The sequence below is a fragment of the Streptomyces sp. NPDC042364 genome (assembly GCF_056437585.1).
In genome coordinates this window covers 36,174-59,009 of record NZ_JBWKAJ010000013.1, presented here as the reverse complement: position 1 = coordinate 59,009, position 22,836 = coordinate 36,174, and the positions used below count along the sequence as shown (strand labels likewise).

19 protein-coding genes are annotated in these 22,836 nt (G+C 71.1%); 8 read left to right on the top strand and 11 right to left on the bottom strand.

Going from position 1 to position 22,836, the window contains the following annotated elements; translation table 11 throughout:
* Positions 1-24: 24 nt before the first annotated feature.
* Together AC067N_RS24785 and AC067N_RS24780 are read right to left on the bottom strand one after the other, a co-directional pair.
* Positions 25-1,506, bottom strand: coding sequence for a HAMP domain-containing sensor histidine kinase (locus AC067N_RS24785; RefSeq protein WP_478681077.1), 1,482 nt, complete (start codon positions 1,504-1,506; stop codon positions 25-27).
* 11 nt (positions 1,507-1,517) lie between these two features.
* Positions 1,518-2,267: a response regulator transcription factor gene (locus tag AC067N_RS24780; protein ID WP_478681076.1), complete on the bottom strand. Its 750-nt coding sequence runs from the start codon at positions 2,265-2,267 to the stop codon at positions 1,518-1,520.
* 244 nt (positions 2,268-2,511) lie between these two features.
* On the opposite strand from AC067N_RS24780, the gene AC067N_RS24775 reads away from it, so the two are divergent.
* The gene (locus AC067N_RS24775; RefSeq protein ID WP_478681223.1) at positions 2,512-3,816 is read left to right on the top strand and encodes a glycosyltransferase family 4 protein; all 1,305 of its coding nucleotides are present in this window, start codon (positions 2,512-2,514) and stop codon (positions 3,814-3,816) included.
* A gap of 26 nt (positions 3,817-3,842) precedes the next feature.
* Here AC067N_RS24775 and AC067N_RS24770 read toward each other — a convergent pair whose 3' ends face one another.
* Positions 3,843-4,922: an LLM class flavin-dependent oxidoreductase gene (locus tag AC067N_RS24770; RefSeq protein ID WP_478681222.1), complete on the bottom strand. Its 1,080-nt coding sequence runs from the start codon at positions 4,920-4,922 to the stop codon at positions 3,843-3,845.
* A 140-nt stretch (positions 4,923-5,062) separates the two neighbouring features.
* On the opposite strand from AC067N_RS24770, the gene AC067N_RS24765 reads away from it, so the two are divergent.
* Positions 5,063-5,881 (top strand): DUF6597 domain-containing transcriptional factor, encoded by an 819-nt coding sequence (locus tag AC067N_RS24765; protein WP_478681075.1) that lies wholly within the window; start codon positions 5,063-5,065, stop codon positions 5,879-5,881.
* Here AC067N_RS24765 and AC067N_RS24760 read toward each other — a convergent pair whose 3' ends face one another.
* Positions 5,882-6,037 carry a hypothetical protein gene (locus tag AC067N_RS24760; RefSeq protein ID WP_478681074.1) on the bottom strand — a complete coding sequence of 52 codons (156 nt, stop codon included), beginning with the start codon at positions 6,035-6,037 and terminating at the stop codon, positions 5,882-5,884.
* On the bottom strand, positions 6,037-6,813 hold the full coding sequence (locus AC067N_RS24755; RefSeq protein ID WP_478681073.1) for an SDR family NAD(P)-dependent oxidoreductase: 777 nt from the start codon (positions 6,811-6,813) through the stop codon (positions 6,037-6,039). Before AC067N_RS24755 ends, AC067N_RS24760 begins: the two co-directional genes overlap by 1 nt.
* Before the next feature lie 104 nt (positions 6,814-6,917).
* On the opposite strand from AC067N_RS24755, the gene AC067N_RS24750 reads away from it, so the two are divergent.
* Positions 6,918-7,355, top strand: coding sequence for an ester cyclase (locus AC067N_RS24750; RefSeq protein ID WP_478681072.1), 438 nt, complete (start codon positions 6,918-6,920; stop codon positions 7,353-7,355).
* A 98-nt stretch (positions 7,356-7,453) separates the two neighbouring features.
* Here the strand turns inward: AC067N_RS24750 and AC067N_RS24745 are convergent, their stop codons facing one another.
* The gene (locus AC067N_RS24745; protein WP_478681071.1) at positions 7,454-8,647 is read right to left on the bottom strand and encodes an RtcB family protein; all 1,194 of its coding nucleotides are present in this window, start codon (positions 8,645-8,647) and stop codon (positions 7,454-7,456) included.
* A gap of 214 nt (positions 8,648-8,861) precedes the next feature.
* Here AC067N_RS24745 and AC067N_RS24740 point away from each other — a divergent pair, with 214 nt between their 5' ends.
* The 3 genes from AC067N_RS24740 to AC067N_RS24730 all read left to right on the top strand — a co-directional run bounded on the left by AC067N_RS24740 (position 8,862) and on the right by AC067N_RS24730 (position 12,486).
* A complete protein-coding gene (locus tag AC067N_RS24740) occupies positions 8,862-9,740 on the top strand; it encodes a DUF3558 domain-containing protein (RefSeq protein WP_478681070.1) in 879 nt (292 codons plus the stop codon).
* Between the two features lie 142 nt (positions 9,741-9,882).
* Entirely contained in the window at positions 9,883-10,860 is a 978-nt protein-coding gene (locus AC067N_RS24735) for a hypothetical protein (RefSeq protein ID WP_478681069.1), read from the top strand.
* Between the two features lie 264 nt (positions 10,861-11,124).
* A complete protein-coding gene (locus tag AC067N_RS24730) occupies positions 11,125-12,486 on the top strand; it encodes a DUF2637 domain-containing protein (RefSeq protein WP_478681221.1) in 1,362 nt (453 codons plus the stop codon).
* 70 nt (positions 12,487-12,556) lie between these two features.
* Here the strand turns inward: AC067N_RS24730 and lysS are convergent, their stop codons facing one another.
* On the bottom strand, positions 12,557-14,302 hold the full coding sequence (gene lysS / locus AC067N_RS24725; RefSeq protein ID WP_478681068.1) for a lysine--tRNA ligase: 1,746 nt from the start codon (positions 14,300-14,302) through the stop codon (positions 12,557-12,559).
* Positions 14,303-14,754: 452 nt separating this feature from the next.
* Between lysS and argS the strand changes: the two genes are divergently transcribed.
* Entirely contained in the window at positions 14,755-16,542 is a 1,788-nt protein-coding gene (gene argS, locus AC067N_RS24720; RefSeq protein ID WP_478681067.1) for an arginine--tRNA ligase, read from the top strand.
* A gap of 66 nt (positions 16,543-16,608) precedes the next feature.
* Here the strand turns inward: argS and AC067N_RS24715 are convergent, their stop codons facing one another.
* Positions 16,609-17,316, bottom strand: coding sequence for a hypothetical protein (locus AC067N_RS24715; protein ID WP_478681066.1), 708 nt, complete (start codon positions 17,314-17,316; stop codon positions 16,609-16,611).
* A gap of 229 nt (positions 17,317-17,545) precedes the next feature.
* Positions 17,546-18,781: an aminotransferase-like domain-containing protein gene (locus tag AC067N_RS24710; protein WP_478681065.1), complete on the bottom strand. Its 1,236-nt coding sequence runs from the start codon at positions 18,779-18,781 to the stop codon at positions 17,546-17,548.
* Positions 18,782-18,966: 185 nt separating this feature from the next.
* Here AC067N_RS24710 and AC067N_RS24705 point away from each other — a divergent pair, with 185 nt between their 5' ends.
* Positions 18,967-19,899 (top strand): phosphotransferase family protein, encoded by a 933-nt coding sequence (locus AC067N_RS24705; protein WP_478681064.1) that lies wholly within the window; start codon positions 18,967-18,969, stop codon positions 19,897-19,899.
* Between the two features lie 261 nt (positions 19,900-20,160).
* Here the strand turns inward: AC067N_RS24705 and AC067N_RS24700 are convergent, their stop codons facing one another.
* Together AC067N_RS24700 and AC067N_RS24695 are read right to left on the bottom strand one after the other, a co-directional pair.
* A complete protein-coding gene (locus tag AC067N_RS24700) occupies positions 20,161-21,063 on the bottom strand; it encodes an SAM-dependent methyltransferase (RefSeq protein WP_478681063.1) in 903 nt (300 codons plus the stop codon).
* A gap of 289 nt (positions 21,064-21,352) precedes the next feature.
* Positions 21,353-22,804 (bottom strand): helix-turn-helix domain-containing protein, encoded by a 1,452-nt coding sequence (locus AC067N_RS24695; protein ID WP_478681062.1) that lies wholly within the window; start codon positions 22,802-22,804, stop codon positions 21,353-21,355.
* Positions 22,805-22,836: the final 32 nt, after the last annotated feature.

Genomic DNA, 22,836 nt, shown 5'->3' with positions numbered 1-22,836 from the left:
CCGAGGCCGGGGAACGGCGGTACGTCAGGTCGCGATTCCCCGTACCGTGAAGCCGATCGCGAGCCCCCCGCCCTCCCGCCGGAAGGCGAACGGCCTGCCGCCGTGGGCGGAGGCCACCGCGCGGACGATGGACAGGCCGAGGCCGGAGCCGGGGAGGCTGCGGGCGTCGGCGGCACGGTAGAAGCGGTCAAAGATGCGTTCGAGGTCGCAGTCGGCGACGCCGGGCCCCCGGTCGAGGACCTCCACCCGGACCACCTCGGGCGCGTCGCCCTGCCCCCCGTCGTCGAGGTCACCGCCGCCCCGCGCCGGCCCCCGCGCGACCACGACCTCGATCGCCCCCGTCCCGGCGCGGTCGAACTTGGCCGCGTTCTCCACCAGGTTGGACACGGCCCGCTGCAGCGCGCCCGCCCGCCCCTCGACGGTCGTGTCCCCCTCCACCCGTACGGCGACCTCCCGCCCGGTCCGCCGCCGCGCGGTGGCCGCGACGTCCTCGGCGATGTCGGCCAGCTGCACCCGCTGCACGGGCTCGGTGCTCGACTGCCCGGCCGCGAGGTCCACCAGCTCATTGACGAGGTCGGTCAGTTCGCGGGCCTCCTGGGCGAGGTCGTCGACCAGTTCCTCCCGCATCCGGGCGGGCAGTTCGTCGATGCGGCGCAGCAGCGAGATGTTCGTCCGCAGGGACGTCAGCGGGGTCCGCAGCTCGTGGCCGGCGTCCTGCACCAGCCGCCGCTGGTCCTCCTCCGACTGGGCCAGCCGCACCAGCATCCGGTCGAAGGAACGACCGAGGCGCCCCACCTCGTCCCGGCCCGCGACCGGCACCTGGATCCCCAGGTGCCCCGTCCGGGCCACGTCCTCCGCCGCCCCGGCCAGCTGCACCAGCCGCCGGGTCTGCCGCCGCGCCAGCCACCATCCGAACAACCCCGCCGAGACGACGACACCCGACACGAACAGCAGGGTCCGCTGCTGCAACTCCCGCAGCAGGTCCTCCGTGTCGCTGAACTCCTGGGCCACCTGCACGGCCCCCCGCCCGCCACCGAGCGCGACGGTCGTCACCCGGTACCGGCCGCCGCCCACCTCGACCCCGCCGTGCTCGACCATCGTCCCGGCGAACCTCGCCCCCGCGACACGACGGTCGGCGGGCCGCACGGGCAGCCCGGGGTCGCCCTTGTCGAGGATCTGGCCCTCGGGGCCGAGGACCTGGACGTCCGTACGACCGGAGCGGATCAGGTCGTCACGGGGGCCGCCGCTGTCCGAGGGAGCGAAGTCCTCGGGCCCCAGCAGGTCCTGCTCGACCAGCTCCCGCAGATCGCGGACCACCTCGGCGAACACGGTCTGCTGGTCCACCCGCACCAGCCGCGCCGCCGCGCTGTAGCTGAGGATCCCGACGAGCACGGTGACGACACACGCCACCGCCACGAACGACACGGTGAACGTCGCCCGCAGCGACGGCACCGGACGCAGCCGGGCCGGCACCCGGGCCGGCAGCCGGACGACACGCGGCGCCACCGCCCGCCGCCTCAGTCTTCCCGCAGCGCGTACCCCACACCCCGCACGGTGTGGATCAGCGCGGGCGCCCCGGGCTCGTCGAGCTTGCGCCGCAGATAGCCGACGTAGACGGCGAGGTTCTTGGAGCCGGGCCCGAAGTCATAGCCCCAGATGCGGTCGTAGATGGTGGCGTGGTCGAGGACGATCCCGGCGTTGCGCACCAGCAGTTCGAGCAGGTCGAACTCGGTCCGCGTCAGCTCCAGCTCCCGCGCACCCCGCCAGGCCCGCCGCGCCTGTACGTCCATCCGCACCCCGGCGGCCGAGACCAGTCCGGTCTCCTGCCCCGTTCCCGCGGCCCCCGGTGCCACCGCGGCGGGCGGCTCCTGGGCCGGCTTCCCGGCGAGGTCCCCGGAGTTGCCGGTCCGGCGCAGCAGCGCGCGCAGCCGGGCGAAGACCTCCTCCACGTCGAACGGCTTGACGACGTAGTCGTCCGCGCCGGCGTCGAGCCCGGCGATCCGGTCGGCGGTCTCCACCAGCGCGGTCAGCATCAGGATCGGGGTCCGGTCGCCCTCGGCGCGCAGCACCCGGCACACCTGGAGACCGTCTATGCCGGGCATCATCACATCGAGGACGAGCACGTCGGGCTGCCTGCGGTGCGCCTGCGCGAGTGCCTCGACGCCGTCGGCCACCGCCGTCACCTCGTAGCCCTCCAGCGTCAGCGCCCGCTCCAGGGCATGGCGGATGGCGCGGTCGTCCTCGGCGAGCAGCACGTTCTGGGGCACCTCACCAGTCTGCCAAGGCCACGGCCGCGCACCACCTCGCCGAGTGCGCCCGATCGCCCCTTCTTACCGGCCTCTCACCCCGGCCGTGCGGCCGTCTCACCCCGCCGAAGCACCGTGTTCGTGTGACACGGGCCCGCAAGGGAACCCGGGCGGAGAGGGCGCATGAAGTAAAAAGGGTCCGAACCCGCCCCAATTCTCCGATACATCACCAATACCGTCGGGAAGGTAGTGCATGAGCCGCCGGATGAAGATCGTCTTCCTGCTGCACAACGCGTACGCCATCGGCGGCACCGTCCGTACGACCCTGAACCTGGCGTCGGCGCTCGCGGACCACCACGACGTGGAGATCGCCTCGATGTCCCGCCACCGGGACGAACCCCGCTTCACGGTCGACCCCCGGATCACCCTCGTCCCGCTGGTGGACATCCGCCCGAACAGCCCGGACCTGCGCGACCCGGCCGTGATGCGGCCGGCCGTCGACTTCCCGGCCGCCGAGAAGCGCCACCACCAGTACAGCCGCCTCACCGACCGGCGCGTGCGCGGCTATCTGGCCGGCTGCGACGCCGACGTCGTCATCGGCACCCGCCCCGGCCTCAACGTGTACGTCTCCCGCTTCGCCCCGCGCCGCGCGCTGCGCATCGGCCAGGAGCACCTGCGCCACGACGCCCACTCCAGGCAGCTGCGCACGGTCCTCGCCCGCCACTACCGCACCCTGGACGCGGTCGTGACGACCACGGCCGCCGACGCCGAGGTGTACCGCACGCGGATGAGGCTGCCGGGCGTACGGGTCACGCCCGTACCCAACATCGTCCCCGCCACCGGCGTCACCCCGTCGGACGGCACGGCCCCCGTCATCGCCGCCGCCGGGCGCCTCGCGCGCGGCAAGCGCTTCGACCTCCTCCTGGAGGCGTTCGCCAAGGTCGCCCCGAAGGAACCCGAGTGGGAGCTGCGCATCTACGGCGGCGGGAAGCAGAAGGACCGCCTGGAGGCGCTGATCGAGGACCTCGGCCTCACCGGCCGCGCCCATCTGATGGGCGCGCGCACTCCCGTGGAGGCCGAGTTCGCCCGCGCCTCCCTCGTGGTCAGCGCCTCCGACGCCGAGTCCTTCGGCATGACCATCGTCGAGGCCATGCGCTGCGGCGTCCCCGTGGTGAGCACCGACTGCCCGCTGGGCCCCGCCGAGATCATCACCGACGGAGTCGACGGCCGCCTCGTCCCCGTCGACGACCCCCACGCCCTCGCCGACGCCGTCCTCGACCTCATCGGCGACGACGCCCTGCGCCGCGACATGGGCCGGGCGGCCCTGAAGTCCGCCCACCGCTACGACCCCGCCCCCATCGTCGCCAGGTACGAGGCCCTCTTCGAGGAGCTCCGCGCGACCAGGCTCCGGCGCACCTGGGAGAGGGAGACGACCAGGGCGAGGAGCTGGCTGCGCCGCCGGGCCGCGGCGTGGAGGAGGGCGACGCTGTCGGCCTCGGGGGCCGCGGGACTGTCACAGGTGCGGCTCCGCCGCGCGGGCGCGACCGGCCACGGACAACGCGCGGCCTGAAGAGACCGCACCCCCGACGGCGGGACTCAGCCCTTCGCCCCCGCGGCAGCCGCCGACCCATGGGTCGGCGCATCCGGTACCCCGGCCGGACGGCGCTTCGCGAACTCCTCCCGCAGCACCGGCACGACCTCCTCCCCCAGCATGTCGATCTGCTCCAGCACCGTCTTCAGCGGCAGACCGGCGTGGTCGACGAGGAACAACTGCCGCTGGTAGTCCCCCGCGTACTCCCGGAAGGACAACGTCTTCTCGATCACCTGCTGGGGCGATCCCACGGTCAGCGGCGTCTGCTCGGCGAAGTCCTCCAGGGACGGCCCGTTGCCGTACACCGGCGCCACGTCGAAGTACGGCCGGAACTCCCGTATCGCGTCCTGGGAGTTCTTCCGCATGAACACATGCCCGCCGAGCCCCACGATCGCCTGCTCGGGGGTGCCGTGCCCGTGGTGGGCGTACCGCTCGCGGTACAGCTCCACCATCCGCCGGGTGTGGTCGGCCGGCCAGAAGATGTTGTTGTGGAAGAAGCCGTCACCGTAGAAGGCGGCCTGCTCGGCGATCTCGGGCGAGCGGATCGACCCGTGCCAGACGAACGGCGGCACCCCGTCCAGCGGCCGCGGCGTGGAGGTGAAGCTCTGCAGCGGCGTACGGAACCTGCCCGCCCAGTTCACGACGTCCTCGCGCCACAGACGGTGCAGCAGCGCGTAGTTCTCGATGGCGATGTCGATGCCCTGCCGGATGTCCTGCCCGAACCAGGGGTAGACCGGCGCGGTGTTGCCGCGCCCCAGCATCAGGTCCACCCGGCCGTCGGCCAGGTGCTGGAGCATCGCGAAGTCCTCGGCGATCTTCACCGGGTCGTTGGTGGTGATGAGGGTGGTCGCGGTGGAGAGGATCAGCCGCTCGGTGCGGGCGGCGATCCAGCCCAGCATGGTCGTGGGCGACGACGGCACGAACGGCGGGTTGTGGTGCTCTCCGGTGGCGAAGACGTCGAGTCCGACCTCCTCCGCCTTCAGCGCGATCTCGACCATCGCCTTGATGCGCTCACGCTCGGTCGGCGTGCGGCCCGTCGTGGGGTCCGGCGTCACGTCACCGACGCTGAAGATCCCGAACTGCATCATCGTTGCCACCCTCTCAGGTTGTTTACGATTCAACCATACCCTCGAACGGGTGCCCCACCTCCACTATTCCGCCGACACCCGGCACCGGCCTCCCCGCACCACCGCTGAATGTCAGTCCCCGTCCCTACCCTCCTCCCATGGCCGCCCCACGCCGTGACACCCGAGGCATCGTGGACGCCGCGGAACTCTTCGCACGCGTCCGCTTCCGCCGCCGCGAACCCGCCGGACCGCTCCGCCCCTATCTGGAGCACTACTGGCTGATCGACTGGGACCTGCCCGAGCCCCACGTCTCCCGGGTCGTCCCGCACCCCTCGGTCAACATCGTCTTCCAGCGGTACGCGGGACAGGCCCCCTTCGCCGAGGTCTCCGGCATCGGGCTCGGCCTCTTCGCCCGGAAGCTGGAGGGCAGGGGCCGGGTCTGCGGCATCCAGTTCCGCCCGGGCGGCTTCCGCCCCTTCACCCCCCGCACCCCCGCGTCCCACTGGACCGGCCGACGCGTACGGCACCCCGAGGTGTTCCCGGACACCGACCCCGGCGACATCCTCGCCCCCGACGACGAGGACGCCCGCGTCGCCGCGCTGGACGCGTTCCTCCTGGGCCTCGGCCCCCGCCCCGACCCCCAGGCCGACCTCGCCATGACCCTCGTCGACCGCATCCGCACCGACCGCGCCATCCGCCGCGTCACCGACTTCGCCCGCGCCGAGGGCCTCTCCGTACGGCTCCTGCAACGCCTGTTCGCCGCGTACGTCGGGGTCGGCCCCAAGTGGGTCATCCTGCGCTACCGCATCCACGAGGCCCTGGAACACGCCGAGACCGAACGCGCGGTCGACTGGGCCGCGCTCGCCGCCGACCTCGGCTACGCCGACCAGGCCCACCTCGTCCGCGACTTCACGACGACGGTAGGCGTCCCGCCGACGGCGTACGCCCAGGCCCTGGCACCGTCCGCCCCCGTCTGATCACTCGGCGTGCATCACCGCGTAGATCATCACGAACGCCACCAGGTGGATACCGAAGAGGAAGTACGCCAGGTACCACCACACATACCGCTCGTTCTTCTTCTCCTCGGCGAGCCTGCGCCGCTCGGAGTCGAGGTCCCGCTCCCCGGACGGCATCACAGCTCCCGATGGACCTTGGTGTTGGAGGCCTGGGCACGAGGACGCACAATCAACAGGTCGACGTTGACATGGCTGGGCCGGGTGACCGCCCAGGTGATCGTCTCGGCCACGTCGTCGGCGGTCAGGGGCTCCGCGACCCCCTCGTACACACGCTCCGCCTTCGCCGCGTCACCGCCGAAACGGGTCAGGGCGAACTCCTCGGTCTTCACCATGCCCGGCGCGATCTCGATGACCCGCACCGGAGTCCCGACGATCTCCAGCCGCAGCGTCTCCGCGAGGACATGCGCCCCGTGCTTGGCGGCGACATAGCCCGCGCCGCCCTCGTACGTCCCGTGACCCGCCGTCGACGACACCACGACCACCGTGCCGTCACCGCTCGCGGTCAGCGCGGGCAGCAGGGCCTGGGTGACGTTCAGCGTGCCGATGACGTTCGTCTCGTACATCCGCCGCCAGTCGTCGGGGGCGCCGGTGGCCACCGGATCGGCGCCGAGCGCGCCGCCCGCGTTGTTCACCAGCACACCGATCGTCCGGAAGGCCGTGGCGAACTCGTCCACCGCCGCCCGGTCGGTCACGTCCAGCGCGTACGACGTGGCCTGGCCGCCCGCCGCGTTGATCTCCTCCGCCAGCGCCTCGATCCGGTCCTTGCGGCGCGCCGTCAGCACGACGCGGTACCCCGCAGCGGCCAGCTGCCGCGCCGTCGCGGCGCCGATCCCGCTGCTCGCACCCGTGACGACGGCGATACGGGAGGCGGCGGAGGGTGCGGCTGTGGCCATGAGCTGCTCCTGGTGCGCGAGGACTGTGTTGCCCGGCCAGGATAGGCATGCGGTGGGACAATGAGATGAACCAGACGGGTGATCCCCTGTTGAGGAGGTGGATCATGGGACAGGCGCGCGAGGTCATGGACCAGCTCACCGAGGCCCTCACCACACACCAGGACCCGAAGACCATCGGCAACCTCTTCGCGGAGGACGCCGTGGCCCACACACCCGACGGCGGAGAGATTCACGGCCGGGAGAACATCGCCGAGTACTGGCGCCAGATGACCGACGCCGTACCCGAGGCCAGGTTCGAGTCGCTCAGCGCCTTCGAGGTCGGCGACACCGCGATCGACGAGGGCATCTACAGCGGCAGGAACACCGGCCCCCTGGCATTCCCCGACGGCACGTCCCTCCCCCCGACCCAGAAGGACGTCAGCATCCGCGGCGTGGACTTCGCCACGGTGGAGAACGGCCAGATCACCAGCTACCGGCTGTACTTCGACCAGCTGGACTTCCTCGCCCAACTGGGCCTGCTGCCGGAGGAACTGACGCAGTAGCGCCCAGGCCCGCCAGCGGCGTCAGGTCCCGATGCCGACCAGCGCTCAGTGGAACCGCAGTGGCCCGAGCCGGCAAGGGCTCGGGCCGCTGGCGCTGTTCATCCCTTGACGCAGACGACCTGCTTCAGCTTCGCCACGACCTCGACCAGGTCCCGCTGCTGGTCGATGACCTGCTCGATCGGCTTGTAGGCACCCGGGATCTCGTCGACGACGCCGGAGTCCTTACGGCACTCCACGCCCCGTGTCTGCTCCTCCAGGTCCTTCGTCGAGAAGCGGCGCTTGGCCGCGTTGCGGCTCATCCGCCGGCCCGCGCCGTGCGACGCGGAGTTGAAGGCCTTCTCGTTTCCGAGGCCCTTCACGATGTACGAACCGGTGCCCATCGAACCGGGAATGATCCCGTAGTCGCCGGAACCCGCGCGGATCGCGCCCTTGCGGGTCACGAGGAGGTCCATGCCGTCGTAGCGCTCCTCGGCCACATAGTTGTGGTGCGCGCTGATCTCGGGCTCGAAGGCCGGCTTCGCCTTCCTGAACTCCTTGCGGATGACGTCCTTGAGGAGCGCCATCATGATCGAGCGGTTGTACTTCGCATACTCCTGCGCCCAGAACAGGTCGTTGCGATACGCCGCCATCTGCGGGGTGTCCGCGACGAAGACGGCGAGGTCGCGGTCGATCAGGCCCTGGTTGTGCGGAAGCTTCTGGGCCACACCGATGTGATGCTCCGCAAGCTCCTTGCCGATGTTGCGGGAGCCGGAGTGCAGCATGAGCCAAACAGAACCGATCGAATCAGTGCAAACTTCGACAAAGTGGTTTCCGCTGCCTAGCGTACCTATCTGCTTTTGTGCCCGTTCGTGACGGAATTTGACCGCTTCCGCCACACCGTCAAAGCGCCCCCAAAATCCGTCCCACCCTGCCGAGGCGAAGCCGTACAGCCGCCCCGGGTCGACGGGCTCGTCATGCATCCCCCGCCCCACCGGGATCGCCTGCTCGATCCTCGACCGCAGTCGGGAGAGATCGCCCGGCAGGTCGTTGGCCGTCAGGGACGTCTTCACCGCGGACATGCCGCAGCCGATGTCCACGCCCACCGCCGCGGGGCACACCGCGCCCTGCATCGCGATGACCGACCCGACCGTCGCGCCCTTCCCGTAGTGGACGTCCGGCATGACGGCCAGCCCCTTGATCCAGGGAAGGGTCGCGACATTGCGAAGCTGCTGGAGGGCGACGTCCTCCACCGACGCCGGGTCGGTCCACATACGGATCGGCACCTTCGCGCCCGGTATCTCTACATACGACATCTCGCCCTCATTCCCCCGCAATTCCATAAAAAGCCTCATAACGCAAAACCGGCGCCAAGGTCAACGAAAGGGATTCCGGACCGGCGTCCACGGCCGTGCGTGCGATACACATGGTGCCCGGGGGTCACCCCCGGTCGGCAAGCGAAATAAGCACAGGCCACGGCACAGGACTGCGCAGGCGTCCCCCAGGGACCCCGTCGAGAGGAGCCCCACGGTGCAGCGGAAGGCGTACGTACCCGGCGTCGCCGTGCTCCTCGCGGCACTGCTGACCGCGTGCACGGGTTCGGGCGACGGCGACGACAGCGACGACCCGCGCCCCGGCGAGGTCACCGCGTCCGCCTCGACCGCGCAGCCCGGCCGCTACGACACACTCCCCGAAGCCTGCGGTTCCATAGACGCCGAAACCCTCGACACCCTCCTCCCCGGCCTGAGGCAACTCCCGGACGCGGAGCAGCGCGAGGAGGCGTACGAGGGCGAGGCGACGCTGACCTACGACACGGACCGGAAGGCCGGCTGCCACTGGAAGGTGGAGTCGCCGACCGCCACCGACTATCTGTTCGTCGAATTCGAGCGCGTGGTGTCGTGGAAGGGCGCGGTCAGCGACGACAGCAAGGCGCAGGAGGTGTACGGCGGGAAGGTGGAGGCGGCGGACCTCCCGGAGCCGTCGCCGAGCGCGACCGAGGGAGAGGACGAGGGGGAGGGCGAGGACGGCGGCTCCACGGCGTCTCCGTCGCAGAGCGGTTCCCCCTCCGATTCGCCCAAGTCGCCCAAGCCGTCCGGCTCATCAGGTTCTTCCGATTCCTCCGGCTCTTCCGGTTCTTCCGATCCGTCCGGTTCCGCTACGGCGTCCGCGACTCCGGCCTCCCTTCAGCCCCGTACGCTCGACGGTCTCGGGGACGAGGCGTTCCTGGACGACACCCTCGGAACGAGTCGGCAGCGCACGGTGACTGTGGTGTTCCGCACGTCGAATGTGATCGTGACGGTCGAGTACGAGGAGCAGCCGGCGACGACGACGGACGTGCCGGACAGTGAGGAAATGCAGGACAGGGCCCGGAATCTGGCCGAGTCGCTGGCGGAGTCGTTCGACGAGTGAGCGGTTGCCGGGGGTGGTCGGGGCGGCCGGGCGAACCCCCTGATTCAGGACCGCGTTTCTTCCTCACCGCGTACCGTGGCCCCTCGGACCCGATCCGACCGCAGGAACCACGAGCGTGATGAACGTCATGAGTGAAGGAACCATGCAACGAGCCGCAGAGTCAGGTCATCGTCAGCAGCAGTCGCGTACCGCGGGGTGCACGGGCGCCGCTCGTGCCGGGCGTCCGGGGCGGGCACGGGTGCTCGTCGGCGCCGCTGTCGTCCCGGTGATGCTGTTGGCGGTCGGCTGTTCGTCGGACTCCGGCTCCGACGGCGCGTCGGAGGACAAGGCGTCGGCGGGGGCGACCTCGGCGGCGACCACGTCGCCGACGCCGGAGGTGGTCGAGGCGGCGTACGCGGTGCTGCCGGACGCGTGCGAGGTGTTCGCGTCGAAGACGCTGAAGTCGCTGGTCCCGCAGGGCACGAAGTCGGGGAAGGCGATCAACACCGCCGAGAAGAACGTGACCGGCGACTGCCGTTGGACCAGTCTCGACAACAACGGTGTGGACGGTTCGCAGTACCGCTGGCTGAGCGTGTCGCTGCATCTGCTGGCGTCGGACGCCGCGAACGGTCCGGGCGAGGACCGCGCGCACGAGGCGTTCGAGTCGAAGGTGGCCGCGGCGAAGGCCGTGGACGGGGCGAAGAAGGTCAAGACGGAGCCGGTGACGGGCCTGGGCGACGAGGCGACGGCGGTGCGTTACGACCTGAAGAAGGACGGCGACACCTTCAAGCAGCAGACGATCGTGGTGCGCACGGAGAACGTGGTCGTCACCCTCGACTACAACGGCGCCGGTCTGGCCGGTGACAAGACCCCGGACCCGGCGGCGCTGCTGAAGTCGGCGAAGTCGGCTGCGAAGGAGGCCGTGGAGGCGGTCGGGGACGCGAACGACGGCGACGGCGGCAAGTCGTCCCCGTCGGCGAGCGCGTCGAAGACGCCGTCCAAGGCGCCGTCGAAGACGCCGTCCAAGGGGGCCACGAAGGCGGCGGGCTCCGGTTCCGGCTCGGACCTCGGCTCCGGCTCGGATTCCGGCTCCAAGGACTCGACGAGCGGCTCGTCGTCGACCCGTAAGACCTCGCGGTAGCGGACGCGCGGGACCGGTCGGCACCGGGCAGGGCGCCGCGTCGGCGCGGTGCCGGTCGGGCCGGGGTCGCGTAGTGCCCAACTCGTAATGCGCGGCGGTTGGCGACCCGCCTCACCAGGGGTTTCGCCGGGGCCCGGTCCTCTCGTGGGCCGGGCCCGGTACGTACCGGCAACCCGTTCGCCGTACACATGTGCCACCCTGTTGCGCGCAACAACACGCAAGGGGAGGGGAGTACGGGTGGCCGCGCCAATGCAGCTGACTCGAATGCACCGCGTTCTCATCGGCGTGGTCGTGTTCGGCGCCGTCATCATCGCCGGGATCGGCTTCGCGGGTTCCTACGCGGCGGTGCGGGAACTGGCCGTCAAGAAGGGCTTCGGGAACTTCTCCTATGTCTTCCCGATCGGTATCGACGCGGGTATCTGTGTCCTGCTGGCCCTGGATCTGCTGCTGACCTGGATCCGCATCCCCTTCCCCCTGCTGCGTCAGACGGCGTGGCTGCTGACGGCGGCGACGATCGCGTTCAACGGCGCGGCGGCCTGGCCGGACCCGCTGGGTGTGGGCATGCACGCGGTGATCCCGGTGCTGTTCGTGGTGTCGGTCGAGGCGGCGCGGCACGCGATCGGCCGGATCGCCGACATCACCGCGGACAAGCACATGGAGGGCGTACGCCTGACGCGCTGGCTGCTCTCCCCCGTGCCCACGTTCCTTCTCTGGCGCCGGATGAAGCTCTGGGAGCTGCGCTCCTACGACCAGGTGATCAAGCTGGAGCAGGAACGTCTCGTCTACCAGGCCCGCCTGCGCTCCCGCTTCGGCCGGGCCTGGCGCCGCAAGGCCCCGGTGGAGTCCCTGATGCCGTTGCGGCTGGCCCGCTACGGCGTGCCCCTGGCGGACACGGCCCCGGCGGGCCTGGCGGCGGCGGGCATCGAACCGGCGCTGCTGCCGCCGGCGCCGCAGGCCGACGTCGACGTGACCGCGGGGAGCCGTCCCGCCGGGGCGGCTCGGGCGGGCGTGGCCGCGCCGGCCGGCGAGCAGCGCCCCCAGCTGGAGAGCGTCCCCGCCCAGCAGCCGGAGTACCCCGAGTACCGGCAGCAGGGGTACGCCGAGCAGGAACCGCCGGCCGAGGAAAGCCCGTGGCTCCACGCCCGCCATCCCCAGGAGGTCCCGTACCAGGGCGGCTACGACCCTTCGTACGACCCGGAGGAGGAGTACGAGCGGTGGTACGAGGAGCAGGACCCGGAGCAGTACCAGGCGGAGCAGTACCAGGCGGAGCAGTACCAGGCGGAGCAGTACCCGCCCGAGCGGTTCCGGCAGCGGTTCGAGGAGCCGGAGGCGCCGGAGGAGGAGCCCTCGCCGGAGGAGACGGGCAGCTTCCCGATCCCGGTGGCCCCGGGCCGCACCCGTGAACTGGGTGAGGGCGGCGGTACTCCGGAGCCGGACGAAGAGGCCTACTACCAGGTCTTCAAGCAGTCGATAAGCCCTGGCAGCGGCTACCCGACGCCCCGTGAGTTCAGCGACAACATCCAGATGACCTTCGGTGTCAGTGTCCTGGACGCCGAGGCCAAGCGCATGGTGCTGCGCTTCCAGAACCGCCACACCGCGGAGCTGGAGGACGACCACATCGCGTGAGCGGCGTGCAACGCGAGGAGGGGGCGCCCGGTGGTGATCACCGGGCGCCCCCTCGTCGTCTGTGCGGGTCCTACTCGCCGAGCAGGGCCCGTACCCGGTCCTGGCCGACCGCGAGGAGCAGCGTGGGCAGGCGCGGGCCGGTGTCACGGCCGACGAGCAGGTGGTAGAGCAGCGCGAAGAACGACCGCTGGGCGGTCTTGATCTCCGGCGGCAGTTCCTTGGGCGTGGCGTCCGCGGAGAACCCGGCCTGAACCTTGGGCACGCCGTAGACGAGGTGCGTGAGCCCGTCGAGGGACCAGTGGTCGGCGAGTCCGTCGAGCAGCAGCCTGAGGGAGCCCTGGGCCTGCTCGTCGAGGGACTTCAGCAGCTCGGCGTCGGGTTCGTCGCGCACGATGGTCCGCTGGTCGGCGGGGACGTGCGTGTTGATCCAGGCCTCGGCCTTGTCGAGGCGGGGCCGTACGGCGTCGAGGGAGGACAGCGGGTCGGTGGGGTCGAGCTCGCTGAGGATGCGCAGGGTCTGGTCCTCGGCGCCCGCGGTGATGTCGGCGACGGACGCGAGGGTCCGGTACGGCATCGGGCGGGGCGTGCGGGGCAGCTCGCCGGCGGCGGTGCGCACGGCACGGGAGTGGGCGGCCACGTCGGCCGGCAGCGCGGAGCCGTCGGCGACCTTGGCGTCGAGCTTGTCCCACTCGTCGTACAGGCGCTGGATCTCCTGGTCGAAGGCGATCTTGAAGGACTGGTTGGGGCGACGGCGGGCGTAGAGCCAGCGCAGGAGCTGCGGCTCCATGATCTTCAGCGCGTCGGCGGGGGTGGGCACACCGCCCTTGGACGACGACATCTTGGCCATGCCGCTGATGCCGACGAAGGCGTACATGGGTCCGATGGGCTGCTTGCCGCCGAAGATCCCGACGATCTGACCGCCGACCTGGAAGCTCGACCCGGGGGAGGAGTGGTCGACACCGCTGGGCTCGAAGACGACGCCCTCGTACGCCCAGCGCATCGGCCAGTCGACCTTCCAGACGAGCTTGCCGCGGTTGAACTCGTTCAGCGCGACGGTCTCGGCGAAGCCGCAGGCGGTGCAGGTGTAGGACAGCTCGGTGGTGTCGTCGTCGTAGGCGGTGACGGTGGTGAGGTCCTTCTCGCACTGCCCGCAGAAGGGCTTGTACGGGAAGTACCCGGCGGAGCCGGAGCTGCCGTCGTCCTCGGCGGCGGCGCCGGAGCCCTCCGCCGCCTCCAGCTCGGCCTCGTCGACGGGCTTCTGCGACTGCGGCTTCTTGGCCGGGTCCTTCTTGGTGCGGTACTGGGCGAGGATCGCGTCGATGTCGCCGCGGTGCTTCATGGCGTGCAGGATCTGCTCGCGGTACGCGCCCGAGGTGTACTGCTCGGTCTGGCTGATCCCGTCGAACTCGACGCCCATCTCGGCGAGCGCGTCGACCATCGCGGCCTTGAAGTGCTCGGCCCAGTTGGGGTGGGCGGAGCCCTTGGGGGCCGGGACGGAGGTGAGGGGCTTGCCGATGTGCTCGGCCCAGGTGCCGTCGACACCGTCGACGCCGTTGGGGACCTTGCGGTAGCGGTCGTAGTCGTCCCAGGAGATCAGATGGCGGACCTGGTGGCCGCGCCGGCGGATCTCGTCGGCGACGAGGTGCGGCGTCATCACCTCGCGGAGGTTGCCCAGGTGGATGGGGCCGGACGGGGAGAGCCCGGACGCGACGACGACCGGTTTGCCCGGGGCCCGACGCTCCGACTCCTCGATGACCTCATCCGCGAAACGGGAGACCCAGTCGGTGGTCTCGGTGCTCTGAGCCACGATCGGCACGTCCTCTTTTTCTGAGTGTTCTCCGGGGCAGACCGGTACGGTCCCCGGCCGACGGGGCCCATTCTCCCAGCTCTGGCCATAACCACGAAACCGCGTTTCGGAGGGGGCCGGGTGCCTCGGAGCTCGGGGGTACGCGTTCGTTGGCGGCTACGGGTGGTGTGTGGTTTCTCGCGCAGTTCCCCGCGCCCCTGAAGGCATGGGCCTGCGGCCCGGCCTTCAGAGGGTGTCGCCGTTGCGATCGGATGGGCGCCCGTTGAAAAGCACCGGACGCGGCCCCGGTCGTCTTTCAGGGGCGCGGGGAGCCACGCGACAAGCCCCCACCCACTCGCAGTCGCCCGACAACAGCGGCCCCTGAGCCATGAGGCGACCTCCGCTCGCCAGAAAAACCCCTTTACCCCCGTGGGATACTGAACGACATCCATCCGTACCCCGAGGAGAACGGCTCCCCTCTCATGGCCCCGGTCACGTCCCTCACCGCCTCCGTCCACCAGCGCCTCGCGACCGCCCTCTCGGCCACCCTGCCGGAGGCCCCCGCGGACCCGCTGCTGCGACGCAGCGACCGGGCGGACTTCCAGGCCAACGGCATCCTCGCCCTGGCGAAGAAGGCGAAGGCGAACCCGCGGGAGCTGGCGACGCAGGTCGTCGCGAAGGTCGAGTCGGGGGTGACCAGCGATCTGATCAAGGAGATCGAGGTCTCGGGCCCCGGCTTCCTCAACATCACCCTCACCGACGCGGCGATCATCCGTAACCTCGCGGAGCGCTACGCGGACGAGGCCCGCCTCGGCGTCCCCCTGGCGGAGCACCCGGGTACGACGGTCATCGACTACGCCCAGCCGAACGTGGCGAAGGAGATGCACGTCGGGCACCTCCGCTCCGCGGTGATCGGTGACGCGGTCGTCCAGATCCTGGAGTTCACCGGCGAGAACGTGGTCCGCAGGCACCACATCGGCGACTGGGGCACCCAGTTCGGCATGCTGATCCAGTATCTGCTGGAGCACCCGCACGAGCTGGACCACAGGGCGGACGGCGCGGACACGGCGGTCTCCGGCGAGGAGGCCATGTCGAACCTGAACCGCCTCTACAAGGCGTCGCGGGCGCTGTTCGACTCGGACGAGGAGTTCAAGACGCGGGCCCGGCGCCGGGTGGTCGACCTCCAGGCGGGCGAGCCGGAGACGCTCGCGCTGTGGCAGCGGTTCGTGGACGAGTCGAAGATCTACTTCTACTCGGTCTTCGAGAAGCTGGACATGGAGATCCGGGACCCGGACATCGTCGGCGAGTCGGGTTACAACGACATGCTGGACGAGACGTGCCGGCTGCTGGAGGAGTCGGGTGTCGCGGTCCGCTCCGAGGGCGCGCTCTGTGTCTTCTTCGACGACATCAAGGGCCCGGACGGCAACCCGGTGCCGCTGATCGTGCAGAAGTCGGACGGCGGCTACGGCTACGCGGCGACCGACCTGTCCGCGATCCGCGACCGGGTCTTCCAGCAGAAGGCGAACACGCTGCTGTACGTCGTGGACGCCCGGCAGTCGCTGCACTTCAAGATGGTCTTCGAGACGGCCCGCCGGGCGGGCTGGCTGAACGACGAGGTGAAGGCGCACCAGCTGGCGTTCGGCACGGTCCTCGGCAAGGACGGCAAGCCGTTCAAGACCCGTGCGGGCGAGACGGTCCGGCTGGAGGACCTGCTCGACGAGGCGGTGCAGCGGGCGACGGCGGTGGTCCGGGAGAAGGCCGAGAAGGTGGGCCTGTCCGAGCAGGAGATCGTCGAGAACGGCCGGTACGTGGGCATCGGCGCGGTGAAGTACGCCGACCTGTCGACGTCCGCCGTGCGGGACTACAAGTTCGACCTGGACCAGATGGTGTCGCTGAACGGCGACACGTCGGTGTACCTGCAGTACGCGTACGCCCGTATCCAGTCGATCCTCCGGAAGGCCGGCGAGACCCGTCCGGCCGCCCACCCGGAGCTGGAACTGGCCCCGGCGGAGCGGGCGCTGGGTCTGCACCTGGACCAGTTCGGCGAGACGATCGCGGAGGTCGCGGAGGGGTACGAGCCGCACAAGCTGGCCGCGTACCTCTACAAGCTGGCGACGCTGCTGACCACGTTCTACGACCAGTGCCAGGTGCTCTCCGCGGACAACGCGCCCGAGGTGGTGGAGAACCGCCTGTTCCTGGTGGACCTGACGGCCCGCACCCTCCACCACGGCATGGCGCTGCTCGGCATCAGGACGCCCGGGCGTCTCTGAGCGCGGAACGCCCCACCTCGTCACGCGGGGGCACCCCCACGTCGTGCCCCCGCGTGACGGTGTCCGTCAGCGCTTGCCGATCCAAGCGTTGAACTTCACGTTCACCGTGGAGGTGGTCTGCGGCAGGGCGAGCGTGGTGGTGCCCGCGGAGCGGTACAGCGGCTTGGCCTGCCACGTGGTGGTGGCCTGGATGTTGCGGCCGCTGACCCTGAGCGCGTCCTTCTGCAGCGGGGTGATGGCGAAGGCACCGTTGAGGTTGGTGACGGAGCGCTTGTACTTCGGGGACTTCACGGCGGTGCCGTAGTCGTAGGACAGGACGGTCTTCTGGGTGATGACCGTGATGCCGTAGATCCGCTCGCTGGCGGTGAAGGTCAGGGTGATGTGCGACCCGCCCGGGGCCTCCTTGCGGACGCCCTTGACGTCCGCCACGAAGCGGACGTCCTTGTTGTAGGCCTGCTCGTTGTGGCCGCCGCGGTTGATGTAGCCGCCGGCCCGGACCTTGTACGCCTCCTGGACCTTCCGGTTCTGGAGGTAGTCGACGAACTTCTGCTGCCTGGCCTTGGGCAGCTTGTCGAACGCCTTGAGCACCTTGAGGGAGGCGGCGCCCTCGTCGTTGTTCTTCAGCCAGTCGCGGTACTTGGCGACGGTGAGCTTGCTCGCCTTGCCCTGCGGGGCGGCGACGGCCGTGCCCTGGGCGGCGACGCCGGTGAACAGCAGGGCGCCGGCGGTGGCGGCGAGGACGCCGGTGCGGGTGGCGGTGGCGAAGGTGCGCATGGGTGAGGGGGGCCTTCCGAGACGGTTGGGGTTGTTCAACCAACGTAAATTGCACGCGAGTTGGCCGAAATCGTCTCTTGGGGCACTGCCCTTTGGGTCACGGCGGAGCGCCGCCGGGCCCGTTGCCGGCAGCCCGGGCGGGCCGCGGGCCCGTCCCTTCAGGGGCGCGGGGAACCTCGCCGGAAACCACGAACCGCCCGCACCCGCCGACGGGACCCGCACCCCCGGGCTATGGGGCGGCATCCACCCCCAATCCCTTCCCCAGCCTCCGCAGCCCCTCCCGGATCTCCCCCGGCGCCTGCGTCACGAAGCACAGACGCAGCGTCGAGCGGTCCGCCGCGCCCGCGTAGAACGGCGCACCCGGGACGTACGCGACGTCGTGCTCGACCACCCGTGGAAGGAGCGCCGTCGTGTCGTACGCCGCGGGCAGCCGGGCCCACAGGAACATGCCGCCCTCGGGCCGGTTCCAGGCGGAGCCCTCCGGCAGGGCGTCCGGCAGCCCCGCGAGCATCGCGTCGCGGCGCTCGCGGTAGGCGGCCGCGACGCGGGCCACATGCGCGTCGAGGTCCCGGTCGGCCAGGTATCGCGCCGCGGCGAGCTGGTTGACGGTCGGGGTGTGCAGATCGGCCGCCTGCTTGGCGACCGCGCAGGCCCGGCGCAGCGCGGCCGGCGCGCGCAGCCAGCCCAGCCGCATACCGGGGGCCATCACCTTGGAGAACGAGCCCAGCAGTGCCGTCCGGTCCTCGGCGCCGGGGAAGGAGGCGACCCACGGCACGCGCTCCCCCTCGAAGCGGAGTTCGCCGTACGGGTCGTCCTCGACGATCCACAGCCCGAGCCGGGCCGCGACGGAGGCGACGGCCGCCCGCCGCTGTGCGGGCAGCGTGCGCCCGGTGGGGTTCTGGAAGGTGGGCACGGTGTAGAAGAGCTTGGGCCGGGTCCGCGCCACCAGCTCCGCCAGCGCGTCGGGGTCGACGCCGTCCGCGTCGCCGGGCACGGCCAGCACCCGTGCCCCCGCGAGCCGGAACGCCTGAAGTGCGGCCAGGTAGCAGGGGTCCTCGACCAGGACGACGTCCCCCGGTTCGAGGAGAGCGGTGGCGAGCAGCGACAGCGCCTGCTGCGACCCGGTGGTGACGAGCAGTCCGTCGGCGTCCGTCGGCAGGCCCCGGGCGCCGTACCGGGCGGCGAGCGCCTCGCGGAGCACCGGCTCGCCCTCGGTCGTCGCGTACTGCAGCGCACGCCCGGCCGATCCGGCGAGGACGTCCCGGTAGGCCGCCGCCATCCCCTCGGTGTCGAAGAGCTCCGGCGCGGGCAGACCGCCCGCGAAGTTGACGACTTCGGGCCGTGAGGTGACGGCGAGGATGTCCCGTACGGGGGAACCTCCGACGGAGGTGACGCGCTCGGCGAGGGACGGTACGGGCGCCCCGGCGGCCACCGTCACCGGGCCTCGCACTTCGCGCGGAACCATCGAAACCTTGACAAAGTCTCCGCCGTTCACGGCCCGCACAGCGTCCACAGCACCCACCCCACACCCGTAGTGGCATATTCAGGGCGGTTCGGCGCCGCCCCGGCCCTCACTCTAAAGAGATATATGCCCCCTACATCCACCGATTCCGCGATACGGACCGCCCCCGTACCCCCTAGGCTGCGCGCATGCTGCCCAGCGTGGACACAAACGACGAACTGCAGGAAGTCGTCGGTGACGAGGCGCTGCTGCGACCGGCCGCCCAGGATCTCTGTGCTCAACTCGGTCTCGCAGGCGCGCGAATCGTGCGTTTCCCCGAGGGTTCGTTGCCGGTGTACGCGGTCGGTGACACCCTCGTCCTGAAGCTCTATCCGGCCTTCGAGGCGCCGGAAGCCGTGCGGGAGGCACGCCTGTTGTCCCACCTGTGGGGACAACTGCCGATACCCACACCCCGGTTGCACGCCGCCGAGCAGTACAAGAACGGCTGGCGCTTCGTCCTGATGTCCCGGCTGCCCGGCGAGGACCTCAACGAGGCCTGGCCGCGCATCCCGAGGGCCGACCGGGAGCGGATCGTCGCGGAGACCGCCGAGTGTCTCGCCGCCCTGCACTCCCTGGACCCGGCCCCGGTGTCCGCCGTCACCGGACCGCCCGACTGGTCCAGGTTCGTGGCCGGACAGCGGGCGGCCGCGGTCGAGCACCAGGCCGCCGGAGGCCTGCCGGAACTCTGGCTGGAACAGATCCCCGACTTCCTGCGCTCCGTACCGCTCCCCGCCCCCGTCCGGCCGGTGCTGCTCCACACGGAGCTCATGCGCGAGCACCTCACCGTCGACCCGCACGAAGGCTGGCGCCTCACCGGCCTGTTCGACTTCGAGCCCGCCATGATCGGCGCGCCCGCGTACGACTTCGTCAGCGTCGGCCTGTTCCTCACCGGCGCCGACCCGGCGCTCCTCAAACTCTTCTACGAGGCGTACGGCCGCCCCCCGTTCGACCCCCGGGAACTGATGGCGTACACCCTCCTGCACGTCTACAGCGACCTGAACTGGTATCTGCGCAGGCTCCCGGCGCCGCCCCGCCAGGACTTGGACAGCCTGGCGGAGACCTGGTTCGGGACGGGGGGCTGAGAGCTCCGAGCAAAAGTGGAGTCCGATCGGCTCGCGGCGTCTGGTGCGTGCGATCGCAAGGCGCCGGAAGCTCCTTGTAGCGGGGCTACCAGGGGCTTTCGGCAACGCGGCGAGCGTGCGTGCCAGGCGTCGCGAGCCGGGCTCCACTTCTGTTCGGAGCTCTGAAAGGGGAGGCGGTGCGGCCGCCGCCCCCTTCCCGGGCGGGGGCGGGGGCCGCTCCCCCCTGCCGCGGGGCCGGCTACCCCCTCCCTGCGGTGGCCGCTACCGCTTCCTGCCGGTGGCCGCGTACACGTTGATGTCCGCGTCGGTCACATCGTTGATGTCCCGGTAGCGGACCTTCTCGATGTCGTCCAACGCGGCGAACGCCTGCGGTTCCACCTCCGGAGGCAGCGGCGCGCCCTCCTCGAACCGCCAGTGGTGGACGGGAACGACCCCCGGCTCGTCCACCACGAGCCCGCTCTGCTCGAAGAACCGGGCGACCTCGTCCCTGGAGCGCAGCACGAAGGTGAACCCCCGTTTGGTGTACGTCTCCTGCACCGCGCGGATCTTCGACGGGTTCAGGTCCTCCGTGAGATGGGTGAGGACGAGCCGGCTCCCGGCGGGCAGCGCGTCGACCAGCCGGCGGACGACGGGGTAGGCGACCTCGTCCTCGACGAAGTGCAGCAGCGCCACCAGGCACAGCGCGATCGGTTGGTCGAAGTCGAGTGTCCTGGCGGCCTCTTCGAGAATGCGCGCCGGTTCCCGGAAGTCGGCGTCGACGTAGTCGGTGGCGCCCTCCGGCCCGCTGGTGAGCAGCGCCCGGGCGTGGGCGAGCACCACCGGGTCGTTGTCGACGTAGACGACCCGGGTGCCGGGGGTGATGTCCTGGGCGATCTGGTGGACGTTCTCGGCGGTCGGCAGCCCGGTGCCGATGTCGAGGAACTGCCGGACGCCCTCGTCCTTGGCGAGCGTGGTCACGGCGCGGCGCAGGAAGTCCCGGTTGTGCCGCACGTCGAGGTACCCGCGCGGGTTGGCCGCGAGTGCTGCGCCGGCCGCCTCACGGTCCACGGGGTAGTTGTCCTTGCCGCCGAGGAAGACGTCGTAGACACGTGCCGGATGCGCCTTGCCGGTGTCGATCCTCCTCCGCAAGTCGGCGGGGTCCTGGCTGAGCGCGTCACCGGCCATGAAGCCTCTCCTGGGGAGTCGTCGTTGAACGCACAACAACCTATCGTTAGGCGGGAGTTGATGTCGCCGAAATCCGGCCGTCCACCGACCCTCCGCCCACCCGGCCCTCCGCCCACCCGGGCCTCCGCCCGTCCGGGCCAGGGCCTCGGTCACGCGACCGGCCGCGCCCCGGTCACACCGCGAGCCCCTTCGGGTCGGCGCCGTACCGGTTCTCCCCGTGTTCCCCCTCGGTGGCCATGAAGGACGACCCTCACGATCGTGCCGACACACGCCGACCGACCGTCCCGGCTCAGCCGTCCCCGCCCAGCGTCGTCCCCTCCTTGACCCAGTTCTTCCCGTTCAGCGGGAACTCGTAGGCCGGGCGACCGTTGTTGCCGCTGGTGCGGAACGGCCTGCCGTCGTCCCCCACCGTCAGCGTGTCACTGCGGTCGCCGGCGGACCACGTGACCTCCAGGTACCAACTGACGTCGTACGCCGAGGCGTCGGCCGTGATGTAGTACACCTCCGGGTCGGACTCGCTGACGGAGTAGGGGAAGTCCCTGCTCCCGGCCACGGGCCGGACGAGGGGCCGCGCGGCGTCGAGGGCGACCGTGAAGGACCGGGTCGGCACACCGGCCCCGCATCCGACACCGGGATACCCCATGACGTAGTCGTTCCAGGGGAGCGGCTGGCGCTTGGCCACCGTGCGGACCTTGATGCTGTTCACGACGACCGTCTCCTTTCCGGTGCCCTGGAGGGTGAGCGTCAGGAACTGTTGGCCGGACGAGACGGCCCCGGCCGAAGCCACCCAGGAGGCCGCTTCCTGCTCCAGCGGCGGCTCGTCGACCTCCGTGGGCGGCCGGTTGACCAGGTACCGCTGGGAGCACGGGCTCTCCCAGGAGTACGGCTGCACCTTCACGGACAGCGGCGGGTCGAGGGAAGCGGAGTCATCGCCGCCCGCCCCGGAGCCCGTCGGCCCGGCGCCACCGGCGGATGCCCGCGCCCCCGTCCCCTCACCCCTCGCGTCCTTTCCGCCCTTCGCGCCCTTCCCGTCCCCCGCGCTCCCGGAGGGCGAGGGCGAGGCGTCGGACGGCGACGCGGAGACCTCGTCCGCGGCCGCCCCGCCCCCGGAGGACGCGGCCCCGACGGTGCGGCGTCCGCCCTCGTCCCCCGACTCGCCGGGCGGCAGACTCACCGCGAGCGTGACGGCACCGAGCAGCGCGGCGGCGGCCACCCCCGCGACGAGGGCACGCCGCCGCGGTCGTGAGGCCCCACGGGACTCCCGGGCACCCGAGCCGCCCTCCACGACCGTCTCCTCCACGACCGTCTCCTCGGCGACCGTCTCCTCGGCGACCACGGCCTCCGGCGGGCCCGGCGCCTCCCGCCCGCCCGAACCCGAGGCTTCCGCCGCCGGGGCCGGCGTCTGCCGCTCCCGCGCGCCCTTCGGCGAAGCCTGGGATGCATCGCCGCCGGCGGCATGGACGTCCCCCGCCCTGCGCCCCCGCGTGGCATCCGCGAGCACCCATCTGCGGTGCAGCTCGACCAGTTCCTCGGGCGTCGCCCTGCAGAGACGGGCCAGCCGCTCGACGGGCGCGTAGTCCGCCGGTACGGCGTCCCCGTTGCAGTACCGGTGCAGCGTCGACGTACTCATGTGGAGCCGCTTGGCGAGCACCCCGTAGCTGAGCCCGGAGCGCTCCTTCAACTCCCGCAGCTGTTCCGCGAAACCAGCCGCCATGCCGTTCCCGGCACCGCTCCCCGACACGTTCTCTCCATCCCCTCACCGCCCCGACGTCC

What these genes read in the sequence shown, in the direction of transcription:
- AC067N_RS24745 (WP_478681071.1), bottom strand. Translation starts at nt 8,647, where the DNA reads ATGTCGTATGTAGAGATACCGGGCGCGAAGGTGCCGATCCGTATGTGG.
- AC067N_RS24765 (WP_478681075.1), top strand. Translation starts at nt 5,063, where the DNA reads ATGGCCGCCCCACGCCGTGACACCCGAGGCATCGTGGACGCCGCGGAA.
- AC067N_RS24775 (WP_478681223.1), top strand. Translation starts at nt 2,512, where the DNA reads ATGAAGATCGTCTTCCTGCTGCACAACGCGTACGCCATCGGCGGCACC.
- AC067N_RS24770 (WP_478681222.1), bottom strand. Translation starts at nt 4,922, where the DNA reads ATGCAGTTCGGGATCTTCAGCGTCGGTGACGTGACGCCGGACCCCACG.
- AC067N_RS24710 (WP_478681065.1), bottom strand. Translation starts at nt 18,781, where the DNA reads ATGGTTCCGCGCGAAGTGCGAGGCCCGGTGACGGTGGCCGCCGGGGCG.
- AC067N_RS24755 (WP_478681073.1), bottom strand. Translation starts at nt 6,813, where the DNA reads ATGGCCACAGCCGCACCCTCCGCCGCCTCCCGTATCGCCGTCGTCACG.
- AC067N_RS24705 (WP_478681064.1), top strand. Translation starts at nt 18,967, where the DNA reads ATGCTGCCCAGCGTGGACACAAACGACGAACTGCAGGAAGTCGTCGGT.
- AC067N_RS24735 (WP_478681069.1), top strand. Translation starts at nt 9,883, where the DNA reads ATGCAACGAGCCGCAGAGTCAGGTCATCGTCAGCAGCAGTCGCGTACC.
- argS (WP_478681067.1), top strand. Translation starts at nt 14,755, where the DNA reads ATGGCCCCGGTCACGTCCCTCACCGCCTCCGTCCACCAGCGCCTCGCG.
- AC067N_RS24750 (WP_478681072.1), top strand. Translation starts at nt 6,918, where the DNA reads ATGGGACAGGCGCGCGAGGTCATGGACCAGCTCACCGAGGCCCTCACC.
- AC067N_RS24715 (WP_478681066.1), bottom strand. Translation starts at nt 17,316, where the DNA reads ATGCGCACCTTCGCCACCGCCACCCGCACCGGCGTCCTCGCCGCCACC.
- AC067N_RS24760 (WP_478681074.1), bottom strand. Translation starts at nt 6,037, where the DNA reads ATGCCGTCCGGGGAGCGGGACCTCGACTCCGAGCGGCGCAGGCTCGCC.
- AC067N_RS24700 (WP_478681063.1), bottom strand. Translation starts at nt 21,063, where the DNA reads ATGGCCGGTGACGCGCTCAGCCAGGACCCCGCCGACTTGCGGAGGAGG.
- AC067N_RS24730 (WP_478681221.1), top strand. Translation starts at nt 11,125, where the DNA reads ATGCACCGCGTTCTCATCGGCGTGGTCGTGTTCGGCGCCGTCATCATC.